Raw genomic sequence first — 17,184 nt, forward strand, 5'->3', positions numbered from 1 at the left:
GGTGCGGCTGTTCGTTCTGATGCTGCCACCCGATACGGCCATCGACAAGGTGCTGCTGATGCGCACGATGGCCGGCACGGCCTATTTCATCTCGATCATGTCGCTGGCGGCATTTTCGGTTCTGTTGCGGGTCAATCGCTGGCCGGTGCGCAACGGGTCATTCAATGTCTGGATCAACCTGCCCACGTTCGACCCCACCGCCGGCGGCGATGTCGTTGACCGCCTGGCGCGTTCGTCGCGGTTGAACATGGTGATCGGGTTTTTGCTGCCCTTCGTCATTCCGGCGCTGGTGACCGCATCATCGACCTTTTACGATCCGCTGACGTTGAACAACCCGCAAACCCTGATCTGGACGGTTTCCGCATGGGCGCTTCTTCCGGCCGGCCTTATGATGCGCGGCATTGCGCTGCGGCGTATCGCCAATCTGATTCAGGAACAGCGCCGCCGCGCGGTTCCCCAAGAAGATGGCGAATTTCAACTGGCCTGATCCTGTGCCTGCTGGCCGTTCCGGCATGGGCTGAAACGGTTCGCATCGCCACATTCAATACAGAGTTGCAGCGTCGCGGGCCGGGTTTGCTGTTGCGTGATATCCAGTCCGGGCAGGATCCGCAGGTAAAGGCCATCATTGCCGTGATCGCACAGGCGGGGCCCGATATTCTGGTGTTGCAGGGTGTGGATTACGACCATGACGGTGCGGTGCTGGCCGCGCTTGCCGCAGATCTGGCGGCGGCGGGGCTGGTGCTGAACCACCGGTTTGCCCGATTGCCCAATGCAGGAATACGCACCGGGCTGGATCATGATGGTGACGGGCGCAGCGACGGGCAGCGCGACGCGCAGGGGTTCGGACGGTTTCCCGGACAGGGCGGTATGGCGGTGCTGTCGCGGTTTCCTGTAGATGCGGCTGCCGTGCGTGATCTGTCGGATCTGCGCTGGGTTGATCTGCCCGGTGCGACGCTGCCCCTGCGCGATGACCAGCCGTTTCCCAGCGTGGCCGTTCAGCAGGTGCAGCGCCTGTCTTCGGTTGCGCATTGGGATGTTCCGGTGATGATCGGGGACAAGGTTCTGCACGTTTTGGCCTTTCACGCCAGCCCGCCGGTCTTCGATGGGCCAGAGGATGCCAACGGATTGCGCAATCGCGATGAATTGCGGCTGTGGCAGGTTTATCTGGACGGGTTATTGGGCAAGGCGCCGGGGGCGGCGTTCATAGTGATCGGCGATACCAATCTTGACCCGATCGACGGTGACGGGCTGCATCAGGCGATGCGGGATTTTCTGGCCGATCCGCGGATTCAGGACCCGTTGCCGCGGTCGCCGGGTGGGGCCGTGGCCGGGCAACAGGATGGCCAGCGCGGGGACCCCGCACTGGATACGGTCGATTGGCCCGAGCAGGATGGCCCGGGCAACCTGCGGGTCGATTATGTGTTGCCATCGGTGGATATGGCGGTGCATGGCGCAGGCGTGGTCTGGCCCGCCGATTTGTCTGACGATGATCCCGTCGCCCGGGCATCGCGTCACCGGCTGGTCTGGGTGGATGTGGCGCTGCCCTGAAGCTGTGTCATGACGGGGCGCAGGGCCTCGGTCAGCGGGGTAAAGGTGAAGTGCGGCAGATACTGTGCAAAGCGGCTGGCGTCCAGGCTGTGGGGCGTGTCCCACAGGTAACGCATTTCGCGCAAGCCCGGTGCTGCGGGCACGAAGGGTGATACCAGCCGCACCATCCACCACGGGAAACCGGCGCGCCTGAGCTTGCGTTTGCCGGCCTCTTCGACCGCTGCCGCCAATTCCTCGCCGCTGAGGGTATAGCCCGGAAAGGGGATATCGGCATAGGCAGGCAGGTCTGCACGCTGTTCGGCCAAAGCCAGCGCCGCCCGCCCCAGATCTGGCAGATAGGCCCAGGCATGGGGAATATCGCTGCGGCCGGGATAGGTGAACCGGCCTTTGCGCCACCCGGAAAGAATGCCATCGCCCAGCCATGTGCCCTTTGGCCGATTGTCGATGAAATCGCCGGCCCGCAGGAGGATGACATGGATATCGTGGTCACGCACCGCGTTGTGATAGTCCTGCTCCATCCGCGCACGCACCCGGCCCTTTTGCGTGACCGGCTTTTGTGGCGTGTCGGGGCCCCAGGGCGCGGGCTGGCGGCCAAAGTTGTAGACATTGCCCGGAACGATCAGCGTTGCGCCCGAGGCACGTGCCGCCCTGATGGCCAGCGCTGTGATCCTGGGTATTTCGACATCCCAGTTGCGGTAATCCGGTGGGTTCATGGCATTGACGATCACATCGGCCCCCTGCGCCGCGCGCTCAGGATCGTCTGTCTTGCGATCGAACCGCCGCACGAGCCATCCGGCCGCTTCAAAGGCATTTGCGCAATGCGAGCCGAACTTGCCCGATGCGCCCAGGATCAAAACTGTGTTGCTCATCATGGTCTCCTGTCATCTGGAACACTCCCATGTTACCCATTCAGTTAATTTGTTTAATTGCCGATATACGCAGGTGTGCTATTCAGTTTTGAATGGCGGGCACATTTGCACATCTTGATTGGTCGCTGGTTCAGGCATTTCTGGCGGTTGCCGAATCCGGCTCTTTGTCTGCTGCGGCGCGGCGAGTGGGGGTCAGCCAGCCGACGCTGGGCCGCCAGGTCAGGGCGTTGGAAACCGCGCTACGGGCCGATCTGTTTCACAGGCAGCCGCGCGGGCTTGTTCTGACGGCCACGGGCGCGGCCTTGCTGGAACCGGCGCGGGCGATGCAGATGGCGGCGGGTCAGCTTTCGCTTTTGGCGGCGGGCCAGGATCATGGGCTGGCCGGCACGGTCCGGATCACGGCCAGCAATATCGTTTCGCATTTCGTGCTGCCGCCGATTCTGGCCCGTATTCGCGATGAACATCCCGAGATCGCGCTGGACCTTGTACCAAGTGATGCCAGCGAGAACCTGCTGTTCCGCGAGGCCGACATCGCCTTGCGCATGTATCGGCCCACCCAGCTTGACATGGTCACGCGCCATCTGGGTGATATTGCTTTGGGTTTGTTTGGCGCGACAGGCTATCTGCAGGCACATGGCCGACCGCGAACGGCCGATGATCTGATGGAGCATCAGTTTGTCGGCTTTGACCGATCCGACCTTATCATGCGTAACATGCGCGCGCAGGGTATGGTGGTCGATCGCGATTTCTTCGGGATACGGTGTGATGATCAGGCCGTTTACTGGCACTTGCTGCGGGCCGGCTGTGGCCTGGGATTCGGGCAACTGAAGCTGGGGCTGGACGATCCGCTGCTGGAACAGGTGCTGCCCGGCCTGCCGTTGCCCCCTTTGCCGGTCTGGCTGACAGCGCATCAGGCCATGCGGAATACCCCCCGTATCCGCAGGGTCTGGGACATGCTGGCCCAGGGTCTGGCCCCCCATCTGGCTTGACCCGCGCGGGTCCAGACGATAGGCGATGGCAGCCCGCAACATGAGGATGCTACCGCGATGACCAACCCTTCCCTTTTGATCCTGCCCGGCGATGGTATCGGCCCCGAAGTCATGACCGAAGTGCAAAGGATCATCGAATGGTTTGGCGACAAGCGTGGCCTGAAATTCGATGTCAGCGAAGATCTGGTGGGTGGAGCCGCCTATGATGTGCATGGCACGCCGCTGGCCGATGCAACCATGGACAAGGCGCAGGCGGTGGACGCGGTTCTGCTGGGTGCCGTTGGCGGGCCGAAATACGACAATCTGGATTTCAGCGTGAAACCAGAGCGCGGATTGCTGCGCCTGCGCAAGGAAATGGACCTGTTCGCCAATCTGCGCCCCGCGCAATGTTTTGACGCGCTGGCCGATTTCTCGTCGCTGAAAAAGGAACTGGTCGCCGGTCTGGATATCATGATCGTGCGTGAATTGACGGGCGGCGTCTATTTCGGCGAGCCGCGCGGCATTTTTGAAGAAAACGGCGAACGGGTTGGCATCAATACCCAGCGCTATACGGAATCGGAAATCGACCGGGTGGCGCGCGCCGCGTTCGAACTGGCCCGCCGTCGCGGCAACAAGGTCTGTTCGATGGAAAAGGCCAATGTGATGGAAAGCGGCATCCTGTGGCGCGAGGTCGTGCAGCGCGTGCATGATGCCGATTACCCGGATGTCGAATTAAGCCACATGTATGCCGATAACGGCGCGATGCAGCTGGTGCGCGCGCCCAAACAGTTCGACGTGATCGTGACCGACAACCTGTTCGGCGACATCCTGTCGGATTGCGCGGCGATGCTGACCGGTTCGCTGGGCATGTTGCCCTCGGCCAGTCTGGGTGCGCCGATGGCCAATGGCCGGCCCAAGGCGCTGTACGAACCGGTGCACGGCTCGGCCCCTGATATTGCGGGGCAGGGAAAGGCAAATCCCTGCGCCTGTATCCTCAGCTTTGCGATGGCGTTGCGCTATTCCTTCGATCAGGGCGCCGAGGCTGACCGGCTGGAAGCGGCCGTGCAGAAGGTGCTGGCCGATGGGGTGCGCACGGCCGATCTGATGCAGGCCGACGGCGCGGTGCCGGTTTCGACCACCCAGATGGGCGATGCGGTGATCGCGGCGCTGGAGGCCAGCCTGTAAGACTGCCGCACCGGCGTCGGTTCAATCCGTCATTGCAGGGTTTTCGGGGCTTTCCCGGGCCACAAGCGTTCCGTAATGGACGATGCGTTCAGCATGATGCGATGCCCGGCCAAGCCAGCGGATCGCGTCGGTCAGTTCGAACAGATCGGTCGGGCTGACCAGCCCGGCATATTCGCGCAGCAAGACAGATCGGCGCAGGCGCTGGGTGCGCCGCTGCAGCAGGTCGGTCAGTTGCTTCAGGCGCCGGGCCGTGTCGTCTGCTGCGGGTGCGGTTGCCGCCAAAGCCAGTGATGCCGCAAAGGCGCGCACCGGGCGGCGCAAGACGGCGTCTTTTGTCAGCACGGCAATCCGGTCGGTTTGTTGGGCACGGTGCAGCAGCCGTTGCAGATGATCGATTCGGTGCAGAAGGGCCGCACGGCGCGCCATCGACCAGGTATCGGCCGGGGCAATGGCAATGCGGCCGGCGAAGTTTTCCAGATCATCCAGCGCGATCCGCAATTGCGGCATGTCGCCATTCAGGGCAACGCCGTCGCCTTGTGGCCCCAGCCGCCCGGCCAGGGCGCCAAACAGCGCGGTTGCGGCAAGATCGCTTGTCCCGCGCGCGGCATCCAGGGCCGCCCCGGCATCTTTCAGCAGCGCCCGGTCCAGCGGTTGCGCCATGATCGGTTCACGACCGGGGATCATCCATTCGATCAATCTGGCAAAGGGTCGGGTCAGCGGAAGCATCAAGACGACGCCCAGCAGGTTGAACAGCGTATGAAACCCGACCAGGGCGGTCAGCGTATCGCCGACCGTAAGGCGTATCAGCCAGTTCGTCGCAATGCCAACGGTGAGGAAGGCGGCAATGCCGGTCACGATATTATAGCCGACATGCGCCACGGCGGTTCTGCGCATGTCTCGCGATCCACCGATGGTCACCAGCAGCGATTTGAACGTGGTTCCGATATCCATCCCGATCACCATGGCGGCGGCCTGTGGCAGGGTAACCGTGCCTGTGCCCAGCAATACCAGCGCCATCGACACGCCTGCGCTGGATGACTGGACGATCAGCGTGACGCCGATACCGACCAGCAGCAATATCGCACGACCGGTCAGTGTATCGCCGGGAATGTTGGCGAACAGCGCGCCGGTTTCAAAGATTGCGGCACCCTGCTGCATCAGGTCGAGGCCCAGGAAAATCAGGCAGAATCCCGCGATCATCCGCCCGGCTTGGCCCCAGCGCCCGGCACCGGTGGTGGCCAGCAGGGCGGCGGCGAACAGCAAAGGCAGCGCAATGGTTCCCAGTTGCAGCTTGAGACCCAGCAGGGCGACCATCCAGCCGGTTATCGTGGTTCCGATATTGGCGCCATAGATGACCCCGATCGCCTGGGGAAAGGTCATGATGCCTGCGCCGACAAAGCCGATCGTGGTCAGGACCACGGCGCTGGATGACTGGATCACTGCGGTCGCGGCAGCGCCCGCCACCGCCCCCGATGCCGGGGTCGTGGTCAGCCGCGCGATGAAATTGCGCAGCCGCCATCCGGCAAGATGACGCAATTCCAGCGTCATGACCTGCATCCCATATAGAAAAAGCCCGATCCCTCCAGGGATCAACAGGATATCACGTGTCATGGCCGGGTCCGGTGCAATTCATTTGCACCGCAATGATCGCAGAGCATCGATGACGCCACAAGCGCCCGCATCTTGCCGGGCAACATCACCATTCCCGCCAAAGGCTTGCCCGACGAGGATTTCGTGCCTACTGCTGAAACGAAGGCTGCCGCATTGTCGCTGCGGTTTTCCGGCAGGGGAAGGGTATGTTGAAAGCTTCCGTAAAAGGGCCGCTGCTGGCGCTGGCCGGGTTTGGCATCTTTGCAACCCATGATGTTGTGGTCAAATATCTGGGCGGGTTCTATGCGCCCGTGCAGATCGTGTTTTTCAGCGTGTTGATGGGGTTTCCCATTGTGACGGTCATGCTGATGCGTGATCCGACCGATGGCAACCTGCGGCCGCGTCATCCGTGGTGGATGGCGCTGCGCACGGTGTCTGTTGTCATCACCGGCCTGTCGGCATTCTATGCCTTTTCGCATCTTCCGCTGGCGCAGACCTATGCAATCATTTTCGCCACACCGCTGATCATCACGGTCTTGTCCATTCCGGTTCTGGGCGAGACCGTGCGCCTGCGCCGCTGGGCGGCTGTTCTTGTGGGTCTGGCCGGCGTGATGGTGGTGTTGCGTCCGGGTCAGACGGATCTGGAACTGGGGCATCTGGCGGCATTGACCGCCGCTGTGTCGGGGGCATTTGCATCCATCGTGGTGCGCAAGATCGGGCAGGAAGAACGCAGTGCGGTGTTGTTGCTGTATCCGATGATCGGCAATTTCGTGGTCATGGGCTGCCTGCTGCCCTTTGTCTATCAGCCGATGCCCGCGTTGCATCTGGGCGCGGTGGCCGTGATCGCCGCGCTGGCCTTTGTTGGAATGCTGTGCATGATCGCGGCCTATCGGAACGCCGATGCGGTGATCGTGGCGCCGATGCAATATTCGCAGATCCTGTGGGCCTCGGTTTACGGGTTTGTCTTCTTCGATGAAACGCTGAGCCGGTCAACCGTGATCGGCGCCGCGATCATCATCGCCAGCGGCCTGTATATCCTGTTTCGCGAGGGCAAGGCGAATGTGTCCGAAAACACCCCTGTCTTGCGGACGCGGACCCGGCCCGAAACGGGAACCTATCCACGCATCGGCGTAATGCTGCGGCGGGGAAAGCCGCGCGAATGACGCTTGCAAATCGCCGGGGGGCGGGGTAATCGGCACCCGTTCGGTCGGGCAGTAGCGCAGCCTGGTAGCGCACCTGCTTCGGGAGCAGGGGGTCGGAGGTTCGAATCCTCTCTGCCCGACCAAACTGTTTCACGCCATTTCTGCTGAGGCCGCTCTTGTCGCTGACGGGTGCCTTCGGCGAGAGTATTTGCGCCAAGAAGATGGCATGTGGTGGCTTTGTCTTGGCGGCCAGGGCGGCTAGGGTGCGGCAATTGCAAATGATCGGGGTCGCGCATGATTGCCTATCTTGCCGGATGGAACCGGAAGAAAGACAGCATATTCGCCGCGCTGGCCGATGCGGCGGGCGGCGGGCGGCGGCTGGCCTTTATCGGGCTTTCCTTTCGCGGGTTTCCAGAAAGTTCAGAGCGGGCCACGGCGGCCCTGGCCGTGGCCAAGCGCCAGCCTTCGACAGCGATGGGGCGGGTGGCGAAATATCACCTTATACGGGCGCAGTATAACTGGTCGCGCCGCTATTTTACCCGGCACCCGGATCTTGTCGCGGTGTGCTGGAACGGGCTGACCGGATCGCGGCGGGTCTTCATGGAAGGTGCGCGCGATGCGGGCGCGGCACGGCTGTTTGCGGAACTGGCGCCGTTTCCGGGGCGGATCACGATTGATCCGGCGGGGGTGAATGCCTGGAACAGCCTGCCACGCGACCCGGATCATTACCGCAGATGGGCTGCGGCTGATCCGGCGCGGCAGGGGAATGACTGGCGCGCATTGGGGGCCGACCTGACCGCGCGCGCATCACGCCGGGCCGATGTGGGCCAGGGCGATGGCGGCAATCTGGCTGCGGCGGGGCCGTTTCTGTTTTGTCCGCTGCAGGTGCCCAATGACAGCCAGATCACGCTGTTTGGTGGTTGGGCGGGCACGGTATCGGGAATGTTGCGCGCGCTGGCCGACGCCGCCGATGCCTTGCCTGAAGGCTGGCATATTCGGGTCAAGGAGCATCCCTCGGCCCGCACGGCGCTGACGCAGGCGCTGGATGACGCGGTGACGGCGGCGGCCGGCAAGATCGTGGTCGACAACCGGACCGACACATTCGCGCAGGTTGCCGCCAGCCAGGGGGTGATCACGATCAATTCCTCGGTCGGGCTGCAGGCGTTCTTTCATGACAAGCCGGTCGTCACATTGGGGCAGGCGTTTTTTGCCCTGCCGGGGCTGGTGATGCGTGCAGATGGGCCGGCGGCGTTGCGTGCGGTGCTGGCGGCGCCGGACAGGCTGGCCTTCGATCCGGCGTTGCGCGGGGCGTTCATGACCTATCTGGATCGGGTCTATTATCCGCGGATGCAGACGGGGCCGGATGGCGCGGTGACAATTGACTCCGCCGTGCTGGCTGACCGGCTGGATCAGGCGCGGCAACTGGCCCGCCCCCTTTCCCCCGACGCACCTTTGCGATAAGGCTCGGCCCAAGTTACTTCAGGAGATCCAGATGGGTTATAAAGTCGCCGTTGTCGGCGCCACGGGCAATGTGGGCCGCGAAATGCTGAACATTTTGGCCGAACGCCAGTTTCCGGTCGATGAGATCGCGGCGCTGGCGTCGCGCAATTCGCTGGGAACCGAGGTCAGCTTTGGTGAGCGGACATTGAAAACCAAGGATCTGGATACCTTTGATTTCAAAGGCTGGGATATCGCGCTGTTCGCGATCGGATCCGAGGCAACCACAACCTATGCGCCGCGTGCGGCGGCGGCGGGCTGTGTGGTGATCGATAACAGCTCGCTGTATCGCTATGACCCGCTGGTGCCGCTGATCGTGCCCGAGGTGAATGCGGACGCCATTGCCGGATATACCAAGAAAAACATCATCGCGAACCCGAACTGTTCGACGGCCCAGATGGTTGTCGCGCTGAAGCCGCTGCATGATCGTGCGCGGATCAAGCGGGTAGTGGTCAGCACCTATCAATCGGTGTCCGGCACCGGCAAGGATGCGATCGACGAGCTGTGGAATCAGACCAAGGGCATGTATGTGCCAGGTCAGGAAGTGGCGCCGTCTGTTTACCCCAAGCAGATCGCGTTCAACGTGATCCCGCATATCGATGTGTTTCTGGATGATGGGTCGACCAAGGAAGAATGGAAGATGGTCGCCGAGACCAAGAAAATTCTCGATCCGACGATCAAGCTGACCGCGACCTGCGTGCGCGTGCCGGTTTTCGTGGGCCATTCCGAGGCGATCAATATCGAGTTCGAAGAGTTCCTGGACGAGGATGAGGCCCGCGATATCCTGCGCGAGGCGCCGGGGATCATGGTCGTCGATAAGCGTGAGGCTGGCGGGTATATCACCCCGGTCGAATGTGTTGGCGACTATGCGACCTATATCAGCCGGATCCGTCAGGACAGCACCATCGAAAACGGGATCAACCTGTGGTGCGTGTCGGACAATCTGCGCAAGGGGGCCGCGCTGAATGCGGTTCAGATCGCAGAGCTGCTGGGCAGCCGTCACCTGAAAAAGGGCTGATGATTGGACTGTAGGCGGCGGGCCGGGCCTGCCGCCTGCGATCAGACTGCGGTGAATACGTTCCGTTCCGGGTCGTAATGTTCCAGCGTTCCTTCGCCGATATTGTGATGCACCCCGTGCAGGGCCAGCGCGCCATCGGAAATGGCCTTGGTCACGAAGGGGAAGGTCAGCAGATTTTCAAGCGAAATCAGGATGGCCTGTTGTTCGAGGGCGTGCTGGCGGGAGGGATCGTCGCCCTGCGGCAGCCGGTCAAAACCCGGGCGCAGGATGTCCATCCAGCGGCCTACGAAGCTGGTTTTTTCTTCCAGTTCGGGCGCGTGGCCTGAACACATGTCATAGCAGCCCTTGACCCCGCCGCAGCCTGAATGGCCCATCACGATCAGATGCGGGACACGCAGCGCCGTGACCGCGAATTCGATCGCGGCGGAGGTGCCGTGATATTCGCCGTCCGGATTATAGGGTGGCACCAGATTGGCGATGTTGCGATGGATGAAGAATTCGCCTTCATCGGCGCCGAAGATCGATGTCACATGAACCCGGCTGTCACAGCACGAAATCACCATCGCGCGCGGATGCTGGCCCTCGGCAAGGCGGCGATACCAGCCGCGATTATTTGTATATGTCGTTGCTTTCCAGCCCTGATAGCGCTGGACCAGAAACGGGGGCAATGTGCGTACGTGGGACGCGGGAAAAATATGTTCGCTCATGCGGAATATCTAATCGGCATTTGGACGAAATTCGAGAGAAATCTGTCGTCCATGGCAACAGATTCTTGAGCAAGACTGTTTCATTGTCGTCATGCGCGGGGGCGCATAACTATGTGAAGGAAGATGGGGTGGCAGAAATAACCGTTTTGCGGCCGGTCGAAGGTCTGCGGTTGGATCCTGAACGACTGGCGAACCTGTATGTCGAGCTTGGCGAGGCGCGGGCGCAGGCCATGATCGCGCGGGCAATGGACGATCTTTCGTTCAGTATGGGGCAGATATATCTGGAAACCGACAGCAACCGGCTGCGCGCGCTTTGTCATCTTAGCCGGCGTATCTGCGATATAGCCGAGCCGTTGGGCCTGCATGGGCTGGCCCTGGTGGCAAATGACGTGGCTGTAACGGCCCGGCGCGGGGATCGAATCGCTTTGGGTGCGGTTTTGTCGCGGTTGGGCCGTTTGGCGGACCGCTGCCTGAAAATGGCGGTTGATTTGCAGGATCGTTCAGGCTGATCGCCGCTTGCGGGTGGGCGCAATCCCTATAATCTGGGCGACGGGACCGTTTGGAGAGGGGATTTTTATGCCAGCACGTTTCGCGCCAGAGTCAGAAATATCGGTTCCGGTGCATGTCATCGAAGAGACGAAACTGGCGCAGTGGTGCGCGGGGCTGCCCCCGCAGCAGGCGAAATGGCTGACGACAACCGGATTCAAGGCGGCGCTGGGCGAATACCGGCTGTTGGCCGCGCCCGATGGCGGGCTGGCGGGCGTGGTTGCGGGGCTTGGGACCGTCGCCAAGCGCCGCCGCGGGCGGTTTCATCTGGCGGCTGTGGCGGCGGCGCTGCCGGCGGGGGTGTATCATCTGGTCACGGATCTGACGGGCGATGCCCTGAACGAGCAGGCGCTGGGCTGGTTGCTGTCATCCTATCGGTTTGATCGCTATCGCGCGCAAGCGGTGGCGGATGTGCGGCTGAAGGCCCCGGCAGGTGTGGATGCCGCCCGGCTGGAAATCATTGCGGCGGGTGAGGTTTTGACCCGCGATCTGATCAACACGCCTGCCGCAGACATGGGGCCCGAAGCGCTGGAGGATGCGATGTTCCGCCTGGGTGCGCAGCACGGCGCCGCCGTTTCGGCCGTGCGCGGTGATGATCTGCTGGCGCAGAATTTTCCGATGATTCATGCGGTCGGCCGTGCTGCGGCCCAGCCGCCGCGCCTGCTGGAACTGCGCTGGGGCAAGGCCGGGCCACGGTTGACGCTGGTCGGGAAAGGCGTGTGTTTCGACACCGGCGGGCTGGATATCAAACCGCCCGCCTCGATGGGGCTGATGAAGAAGGATATGGGCGGGGCGGCAACCGTGCTGGGGCTGGCGCATATGATCATGGCACTGAAACTGCCGTTGCAATTGCGGGTGCTGATTCCAGCGGTGGAAAACAGCGTTGGTTCCAATGCCTTTCGCCCGCAGGATATCCTGACCTCGCGCAAGGGGGTGACGGTCGAAATCAACAACACCGATGCCGAAGGGCGGCTGGTGCTGGCCGATGCGCTGGCGCTGGCGACGGAAGAAGAGACTGACCTGATCGTTTCGATGGCAACGCTGACGGGCGCGGCGCGGGTGGCGGTGGGCCCCGATATAGCCCCCTATTATTCGGATGTCGCAGTTTTCGTCGATCAGTTGGAACGCGCGGCGGCGCAGGTGGCCGATCCGGTCTGGCGCATGCCGTTTCACGATCCGTATGAGGCGATGATCGAGCCCGGCATCGCCGATCTGGACAATGCGCCATCGGGCACCTTTGCGGGGTCGATCACGGCGGCGTTGTTCTTGCGGCGCTTTGTGGGCACTGCCCCCTATGCGCATTTCGACATCTATGGGTGGCAGCCATCGGCGGCACCGGCCCGCCCCAAGGGTGGCGTGGGCCAGGGCGCGCGTGCTTTGTTGCAGGCGCTGCCCGGCGTGCTGAAGCTGTGACCGACCGGCGCAGCCTGCCCGTTAATGGGCGCGTGGCGCATTCAAAGTTGCGCGGGGCGGTTTCAGCCGATCGCTTTGTCGATGCGCAGCCCCATGGCATTGCGGTGCCGGTTGCCGACCTGCTGGCCATGCCCGGCGGGGCGCGGGACAGGCAATTGTTGTTCGGCCAGCGGTTCGACGTTCTGGATATCCATGAGGGTCATGCCTTTGGCCAGGCCGGGCGCGATGGTTATGTGGGCTATGTCGCCGAGGCGCATCTGCGGCGGTTTTGCGCGCCGACGCATGTGGTTACTTCCCGCATGACGCAGCTTTATCCGGCCGCAGACATGAAACAGCATGAAGTCGCCACGCTTGGCGCCGGGTCTGAACTGGTGGTGGTGGGCGAACAGGGCCGGTTCGCGCGCACAGATCAGGGGGTGTTCGTGCCCATGATGCACATCCGGCCATTGGATCTTCCGGCAAGCGATCCGGTCGAGGTGGCAGAAGGTTTTCTGGGGGTTTCCTATCTGTGGGGCGGAAACAGCGCCTTTGGCATTGATTGTTCGGGGCTGGTGCAGGCGGTGCTGCTTGCCTGTGGCATTGCCTGCCCCGGCGACAGCGATCAGCAACGCGCGGCGCTGGGGCGTGACCTGCCACCGGGCACAGCCCCCGCACGCGGCGATCTGCTGTTCTGGGCCGGGCATGTGGCGCTGGTGCGTGATGACGAAAGCCTGATCCATGCCAATGCCCATCACATGGCCGTGGCCATCGAACCCATTGCCGTGGCGGTGGAACGTATCAGCGCGAATGGCGGCGGGCCGGTTACGGCGCACAAACGGCTGCAAGCCGTCAATCGACGGCGCGGATAAGTTTCTTTTCCAGAACCAGAAGAACGGCGCGCAGGTCATGGCCACGTTTCAGAATCTGCCCATCCATTCCACAAACGGAATACTGGCCCTGCCGCAGTCGCAGCCGGGGGTATTTCTCGATGCGATATAGCGGGTTTTCTGCGGTTCGGCGAAAAACCGAAAACACGGCTCGGTCGCGCAGGTTGGAAATGCCATAATCGCGCCATTCGCCGGCGGCCACCATGCGTCCATACAGCGTCAGGATTGCGCCCAGTTCCTTTCGATCAAAACTTACCTGCTCTGGCAGGCCAAGGCGGGGAAAGGGCGTGGGCGTTTGCACGGTCATGAAGGAAATGTGAACCTGTTGCGGCGGCAAATCAAGCCTTGCCCCGGTTTCGCCCGGAAAAGACCCCGCGATTACCCTGTCCGTTCCTTTCGGTTGCCCGGTTTGGCGGCGAAACATGGGGCATAGCGTAAGAAGCTACCCCGGTGTCGCGGATCATCAGCCCCCACCCAGCCTGCGGCACCGGGGACTATTACCAGCCAGAATGGCCCTGCATTTGCGGGGCCTTTTTCATTGCCCCAGTTGCAATGGCGGCCTGTTTCCCGCACCTTGCCGACAAACCATAAGGGAGGACCGCAATGCGCACCCGTGCCGCCGTAGCCGTTCAGGCTGGCAAACCGCTTGAAATCATGGATGTGAACCTTGCAGGCCCCCGCGCGGGCGAGGTTCTGTTGGAAATCCGGGCGACCGGCATCTGTCATACCGATGAATTCACCCTGTCGGGTGCCGATCCCGAAGGGTTGTTTCCAGCGATTCTGGGCCATGAAGGTGCCGGTGTCGTTGTTGACGTCGGCCCCGGCGTCACCAGCGTGAAAAAGGGCGACCACGTAATCCCGCTTTATACGCCCGAATGCCGCACCTGCCCGTCCTGCCTGTCGCGCAAGACCAATCTGTGCACCTCGATCAGGGCCACGCAGGGGCAGGGGCTGATGCCCGATGGCACCAGCCGGTTCACCACGCTGGATGGCGATCCGATCCTGCATTACATGGGCTGTTCGACGTTTTCGAACTATACCGTCCTGCCCGAGATCGCGGTGGCCAAGGTGCGCGAGGATGCGCCGTTCGACAAGATCTGCTATATCGGTTGCGGTGTCACCACGGGTATCGGCGCGGTCATCAATACCGCACAGGTAGAGATTGGCGCCAAGGCGGTTGTCTTCGGGCTGGGCGGTATCGGGCTGAACGTGATTCAGGGGCTGCGGCTGGCCGGTGCGGACATGATCATTGGCGTCGATCTGAACAATGACAAAAAGGCCTGGGGCGAACGGTTCGGGATGACCCATTTCGTGAACCCGGCCGAGATCGGGACCGATCTGGTGCCCTATCTGGTGAACCTGACCAAGACGCCCTTCGATCAGATCGGCGGGGCGGATTATTCGTTTGACTGCACCGGCAACGTCAAGGTGATGCGCGATGCGCTGGAATGCACGCATCGCGGCTGGGGCGTGTCGGTGGTGATCGGCGTGGCGCCCGCAGGGGCCGAGATTGCGACGCGGCCCTTTCAACTGGTCACGGGCCGCGTCTGGAAAGGCACGGCCTTTGGTGGCGCGCGGGGGCGGACGGATGTGCCGAAGATTGTCGACTGGTATATGGATGGCAAGATCGAGATCGACCCGATGATCACCCATACCCTGTCGCTGAACGACATCAACAAAGGCTTCGATCTGATGCATGCGGGGGAAAGTATCCGCAGCGTGGTGGTTTATTAAGCCGCGCAGCCCCATCTGATATCCGGGCGCGCGGTTGTCGTGCGCCCCACCAGGAAAGAACAACGATGCCGAACGGCAAACCCAAACTTCTGGCCGTCATGATCGACGCCGACAATATCCCGGCGCGCTATGCGGCGGCCATCCTGAAAGAGATCACCTCTTTCGGGGAACCCGCCCTGCGCAGGGTTTACGGCGACTGGTCATCGGGTCAGTTGCGCGGCTGGGCCGACAAGCTGTTGGATCTGGGGCTGGTGGCCCATCAGGAAACCGCCAATACCAAGGGCAAGAATGCCTCTGATATCGGGCTGGTGATTGACGCGATGGATATCCTACATTCGGGCCGGTTCGACAGTTTCGTGCTGGTATCATCCGACAGCGATTTCACCCGCCTGGCCAGCCGCATTCGCGAACAGGGGCTGGATGTGATCGGCATCGGCGAGGCTAAAGCGCCGATATCCCTGCGCAACGTCTGCAACCGCTTCATCCTGATCGAAAATATCGTTGATGAACCTGTCCCGGTGCAAAAGGGCATCGCGCCAGCCGAAGCCACCGGAAAGCTACCGCCACAGGATGCGGTGGGGCTGATCCTGAATGCGATGGACAAAATCAACCAGGAAGACGACTGGTACAGTCTGGGCCAGGTCGGTCAATATATCACTGCCGACAATCCCGATTTCGACACCCGCACCTATGGCAAGAAAAAGCTCAGCGATCTGGTGCAGGCGCTGAAGCGGTTCGAAACCAAACGGGTCGGAAATCAGCTGCATCTGCGCCGGGTGGATTGATGCGGCATTGCCGCGCTTGCACCATTCGCGTCAGGCCCTAGGCTGCGATCATATCGAAACGGAGTGTGGCCATGATTCCCGGCTTTAACCAGCGGCGGCGTTTTGCGGATTTGTCCGAACAGGAAATTCTGGCGCTTGCGATTTCGTCGGAAGAAGACGACGCTGCGATCTATCGCAATTATGCCCAGCAATTGCGGGGTGACTATCCCGATTCCGCGCGGGTATTCGATGCGATGGCGGATGAGGAAAACGAGCACCGCCGCCGCCTGATCGACCTGCATACGGCGCGGTTCGGTGATGTGATCCCGCTGATCCGGCGTGAACATGTGTCGGGCTTTTATGCGCGCCGCCCGGTCTGGCTGATCCAGAATCTGGGGCTGGAGCGGATCCGTGAAGAAGCCGGCATGATGGAGCGCGACGCCGAGAATTTCTATCAAAAGGCGGCCGCGCGCACCCAGGATGCCGCGACCCGCAAATTGCTGGGCGATCTGGCGCTGGCCGAGGCGGGGCATTCCGACACCGCCGAACATCTGGAACAGGCGCATCTTGGGGGCGATGCCCGCGAACAAGAAGCCCGCACAGCCCATCGCCAATTCGTGCTGACCTGGGTTCAGCCTGGTCTGGCCGGGCTGATGGATGGGTCGGTGTCCACGCTGGCCCCGATCTTTGCCACTGCCTTTGCCACACAGGATACCTGGACGACCTTTCTGGTGGGTATGGCGGCGTCGGTGGGTGCGGGCATATCCATGGGCTTTACCGAAGCGGCATCCGATGACGGGTCGATTTCCGGGCGCGGCTCGCCGCTCAAACGCGGGCTTTCGGCTGGGGTGATGACCACGGTTGGCGGGCTGGGCCATGCGATGCCCTATCTTATTCCGCATTTCTGGACGGCTACGATCATTGCCATGGTGGTGGTCTTTGTCGAATTATGGGCTATTGCCTGGATTCAGAAGAAATATATGGAGACGCCGTTCTTTCGGGCCGCCTTTCAGGTGGTCCTTGGCGGCGCGCTGGTCTTTGCGGCAGGTGTGCTGATCGGCAGCGGTTAGAAACGACGAACGGGAACAGCCAGTGTTTGAAACGATATCCGAAAACCGGTGTTTTGGCGGGGTGCAGGGGGTGTATGCCCATGCCTCGGATGTGTGCGTTTGTGACATGACATTCGGGCTGTTCCTGCCCGCCGAGGCCGCCGATGGCCCGGTGCCCGTGCTGTGGTATCTGTCGGGTCTGACCTGCACCCATGAAAATGCGATGGTCAAGGCGGGTGCCCAGGCCTGGGCCGCAGAACAGGGTATCGCGCTGGTGTTTCCCGATAC

Annotated in this window: 17 protein-coding genes, 1 tRNA gene and 1 pseudogene; 15 read left to right on the forward strand and 4 right to left on the reverse strand. The window is 62.1% G+C overall.

Annotated features, from left to right (window positions below; translation table 11 throughout):
- Both ACTCHC_RS07900 and ACTCHC_RS07905 read left to right on the forward strand, forming a co-directional pair.
- Nucleotides 1-487 (forward strand): annotated as a pseudogene (locus ACTCHC_RS07900) (hypothetical protein); the annotation flags it as partial.
- A 44-nt stretch (nt 488-531) separates the two neighbouring features.
- Nucleotides 532-1,548 (forward strand): endonuclease/exonuclease/phosphatase family protein, encoded by a 1,017-nt coding sequence (locus ACTCHC_RS07905; protein ID WP_463021952.1) that lies wholly within the window; start codon nt 532-534, stop codon nt 1,546-1,548.
- On the opposite strand, the gene ACTCHC_RS07910 is transcribed toward ACTCHC_RS07905, so the two are convergent.
- The gene (locus ACTCHC_RS07910) at nt 1,512-2,417 is read right to left on the reverse strand and encodes a Rossmann-fold NAD(P)-binding domain-containing protein (RefSeq protein WP_463021937.1); all 906 of its coding nucleotides are present in this window, start codon (nt 2,415-2,417) and stop codon (nt 1,512-1,514) included. The two genes, ACTCHC_RS07905 and ACTCHC_RS07910, sit on opposite strands and share 37 nt — an antisense overlap.
- Before the next feature lie 92 nt (nt 2,418-2,509).
- On the opposite strand from ACTCHC_RS07910, the gene ACTCHC_RS07915 reads away from it, so the two are divergent.
- Nucleotides 2,510-3,406 carry a LysR family transcriptional regulator gene (locus ACTCHC_RS07915; RefSeq protein ID WP_463021938.1) on the forward strand — a complete coding sequence of 299 codons (897 nt, stop codon included), beginning with the start codon at nt 2,510-2,512 and terminating at the stop codon, nt 3,404-3,406.
- Between the two features lie 57 nt (nt 3,407-3,463).
- Nucleotides 3,464-4,570: a 3-isopropylmalate dehydrogenase gene (gene leuB / locus ACTCHC_RS07920; protein WP_463021939.1), complete on the forward strand. Its 1,107-nt coding sequence runs from the start codon at nt 3,464-3,466 to the stop codon at nt 4,568-4,570.
- A gap of 21 nt (nt 4,571-4,591) precedes the next feature.
- Here the strand turns inward: leuB and ACTCHC_RS07925 are convergent, their stop codons facing one another.
- On the reverse strand, nt 4,592-6,181 hold the full coding sequence (locus ACTCHC_RS07925) for a Na/Pi cotransporter family protein (RefSeq protein WP_463021940.1): 1,590 nt from the start codon (nt 6,179-6,181) through the stop codon (nt 4,592-4,594).
- 188 nt (nt 6,182-6,369) lie between these two features.
- On the opposite strand from ACTCHC_RS07925, the gene ACTCHC_RS07930 reads away from it, so the two are divergent.
- From ACTCHC_RS07930 to ACTCHC_RS07945, 4 genes are all read left to right on the forward strand, one after another.
- On the forward strand, nt 6,370-7,323 hold the full coding sequence (locus tag ACTCHC_RS07930; RefSeq protein ID WP_463021953.1) for a DMT family transporter: 954 nt from the start codon (nt 6,370-6,372) through the stop codon (nt 7,321-7,323).
- A gap of 45 nt (nt 7,324-7,368) precedes the next feature.
- Nucleotides 7,369-7,445: transfer RNA gene (locus tag ACTCHC_RS07935), tRNA-Pro, on the forward strand.
- A 151-nt stretch (nt 7,446-7,596) separates the two neighbouring features.
- A complete protein-coding gene (locus ACTCHC_RS07940) occupies nt 7,597-8,763 on the forward strand; it encodes a capsular polysaccharide export protein, LipB/KpsS family (protein WP_463021941.1) in 1,167 nt (388 codons plus the stop codon).
- 31 nt (nt 8,764-8,794) lie between these two features.
- Nucleotides 8,795-9,817: an aspartate-semialdehyde dehydrogenase gene (locus tag ACTCHC_RS07945; RefSeq protein ID WP_463021942.1), complete on the forward strand. Its 1,023-nt coding sequence runs from the start codon at nt 8,795-8,797 to the stop codon at nt 9,815-9,817.
- A gap of 41 nt (nt 9,818-9,858) precedes the next feature.
- Here the strand turns inward: ACTCHC_RS07945 and ACTCHC_RS07950 are convergent, their stop codons facing one another.
- Nucleotides 9,859-10,524 (reverse strand): carbonic anhydrase, encoded by a 666-nt coding sequence (locus ACTCHC_RS07950; RefSeq protein ID WP_463021943.1) that lies wholly within the window; start codon nt 10,522-10,524, stop codon nt 9,859-9,861.
- A 128-nt stretch (nt 10,525-10,652) separates the two neighbouring features.
- Between ACTCHC_RS07950 and ACTCHC_RS07955 the strand changes: the two genes are divergently transcribed.
- From ACTCHC_RS07955 to ACTCHC_RS07965, 3 genes are all read left to right on the forward strand, one after another.
- Complete coding sequence (locus ACTCHC_RS07955; RefSeq protein ID WP_463021944.1) at nt 10,653-11,033, forward strand: hypothetical protein; 381 nt, start codon at nt 10,653-10,655, stop codon at nt 11,031-11,033.
- A gap of 67 nt (nt 11,034-11,100) precedes the next feature.
- Complete coding sequence (locus ACTCHC_RS07960) at nt 11,101-12,483, forward strand: leucyl aminopeptidase family protein (RefSeq protein ID WP_463021945.1); 1,383 nt, start codon at nt 11,101-11,103, stop codon at nt 12,481-12,483.
- Nucleotides 12,480-13,331 (forward strand): C40 family peptidase, encoded by an 852-nt coding sequence (locus tag ACTCHC_RS07965; RefSeq protein WP_463021946.1) that lies wholly within the window; start codon nt 12,480-12,482, stop codon nt 13,329-13,331. Before ACTCHC_RS07960 ends, ACTCHC_RS07965 begins: the two co-directional genes overlap by 4 nt.
- Here the strand turns inward: ACTCHC_RS07965 and ACTCHC_RS07970 are convergent.
- Nucleotides 13,312-13,656: a DUF2794 domain-containing protein gene (locus ACTCHC_RS07970; RefSeq protein ID WP_463021947.1), complete on the reverse strand. Its 345-nt coding sequence runs from the start codon at nt 13,654-13,656 to the stop codon at nt 13,312-13,314. The genes ACTCHC_RS07965 and ACTCHC_RS07970 overlap by 20 nt on opposite strands.
- 296 nt (nt 13,657-13,952) lie before the next feature.
- On the opposite strand from ACTCHC_RS07970, the gene ACTCHC_RS07975 reads away from it, so the two are divergent.
- The 4 genes from ACTCHC_RS07975 to ACTCHC_RS07990 all read left to right on the forward strand — a co-directional run.
- Complete coding sequence (locus ACTCHC_RS07975; RefSeq protein ID WP_463021948.1) at nt 13,953-15,083, forward strand: S-(hydroxymethyl)glutathione dehydrogenase/class III alcohol dehydrogenase; 1,131 nt, start codon at nt 13,953-13,955, stop codon at nt 15,081-15,083.
- A gap of 65 nt (nt 15,084-15,148) precedes the next feature.
- Nucleotides 15,149-15,868, forward strand: coding sequence for an NYN domain-containing protein (locus ACTCHC_RS07980; protein WP_463021949.1), 720 nt, complete (start codon nt 15,149-15,151; stop codon nt 15,866-15,868).
- A 71-nt stretch (nt 15,869-15,939) separates the two neighbouring features.
- Nucleotides 15,940-16,917: an iron exporter MbfA gene (mbfA, locus tag ACTCHC_RS07985; protein ID WP_463021950.1), complete on the forward strand. Its 978-nt coding sequence runs from the start codon at nt 15,940-15,942 to the stop codon at nt 16,915-16,917.
- A gap of 22 nt (nt 16,918-16,939) precedes the next feature.
- Nucleotides 16,940-17,184, forward strand: a 245-nt coding sequence (locus tag ACTCHC_RS07990) for an alpha/beta hydrolase-fold protein (protein WP_463021951.1), incomplete at its 3' end; no start/stop codon positions are given.

This window comes from Actibacterium sp. (assembly GCF_055134745.1).

Excerpts from the sequence above, each read along its gene's own strand:
- ACTCHC_RS07915 (WP_463021938.1), top strand. The coding sequence starts at position 2,510 with ATGGCGGGCACATTTGCACATCTTGATTGGTCGCTGGTTCAGGCATTT.
- ACTCHC_RS07940 (WP_463021941.1), top strand. The coding sequence starts at position 7,597 with ATGATTGCCTATCTTGCCGGATGGAACCGGAAGAAAGACAGCATATTC.
- ACTCHC_RS07945 (WP_463021942.1), top strand. The coding sequence starts at position 8,795 with ATGGGTTATAAAGTCGCCGTTGTCGGCGCCACGGGCAATGTGGGCCGC.
- ACTCHC_RS07975 (WP_463021948.1), top strand. The coding sequence starts at position 13,953 with ATGCGCACCCGTGCCGCCGTAGCCGTTCAGGCTGGCAAACCGCTTGAA.
- leuB (WP_463021939.1), top strand. The coding sequence starts at position 3,464 with ATGACCAACCCTTCCCTTTTGATCCTGCCCGGCGATGGTATCGGCCCC.
- ACTCHC_RS07970 (WP_463021947.1), bottom strand. The coding sequence starts at position 13,656 with ATGACCGTGCAAACGCCCACGCCCTTTCCCCGCCTTGGCCTGCCAGAG.
- ACTCHC_RS07910 (WP_463021937.1), bottom strand. The coding sequence starts at position 2,417 with ATGAGCAACACAGTTTTGATCCTGGGCGCATCGGGCAAGTTCGGCTCG.
- ACTCHC_RS07950 (WP_463021943.1), bottom strand. The coding sequence starts at position 10,524 with ATGAGCGAACATATTTTTCCCGCGTCCCACGTACGCACATTGCCCCCG.
- ACTCHC_RS07925 (WP_463021940.1), bottom strand. The coding sequence starts at position 6,181 with ATGACACGTGATATCCTGTTGATCCCTGGAGGGATCGGGCTTTTTCTA.
- ACTCHC_RS07960 (WP_463021945.1), top strand. The coding sequence starts at position 11,101 with ATGCCAGCACGTTTCGCGCCAGAGTCAGAAATATCGGTTCCGGTGCAT.
- mbfA (WP_463021950.1), top strand. The coding sequence starts at position 15,940 with ATGATTCCCGGCTTTAACCAGCGGCGGCGTTTTGCGGATTTGTCCGAA.
- ACTCHC_RS07980 (WP_463021949.1), top strand. The coding sequence starts at position 15,149 with ATGCCGAACGGCAAACCCAAACTTCTGGCCGTCATGATCGACGCCGAC.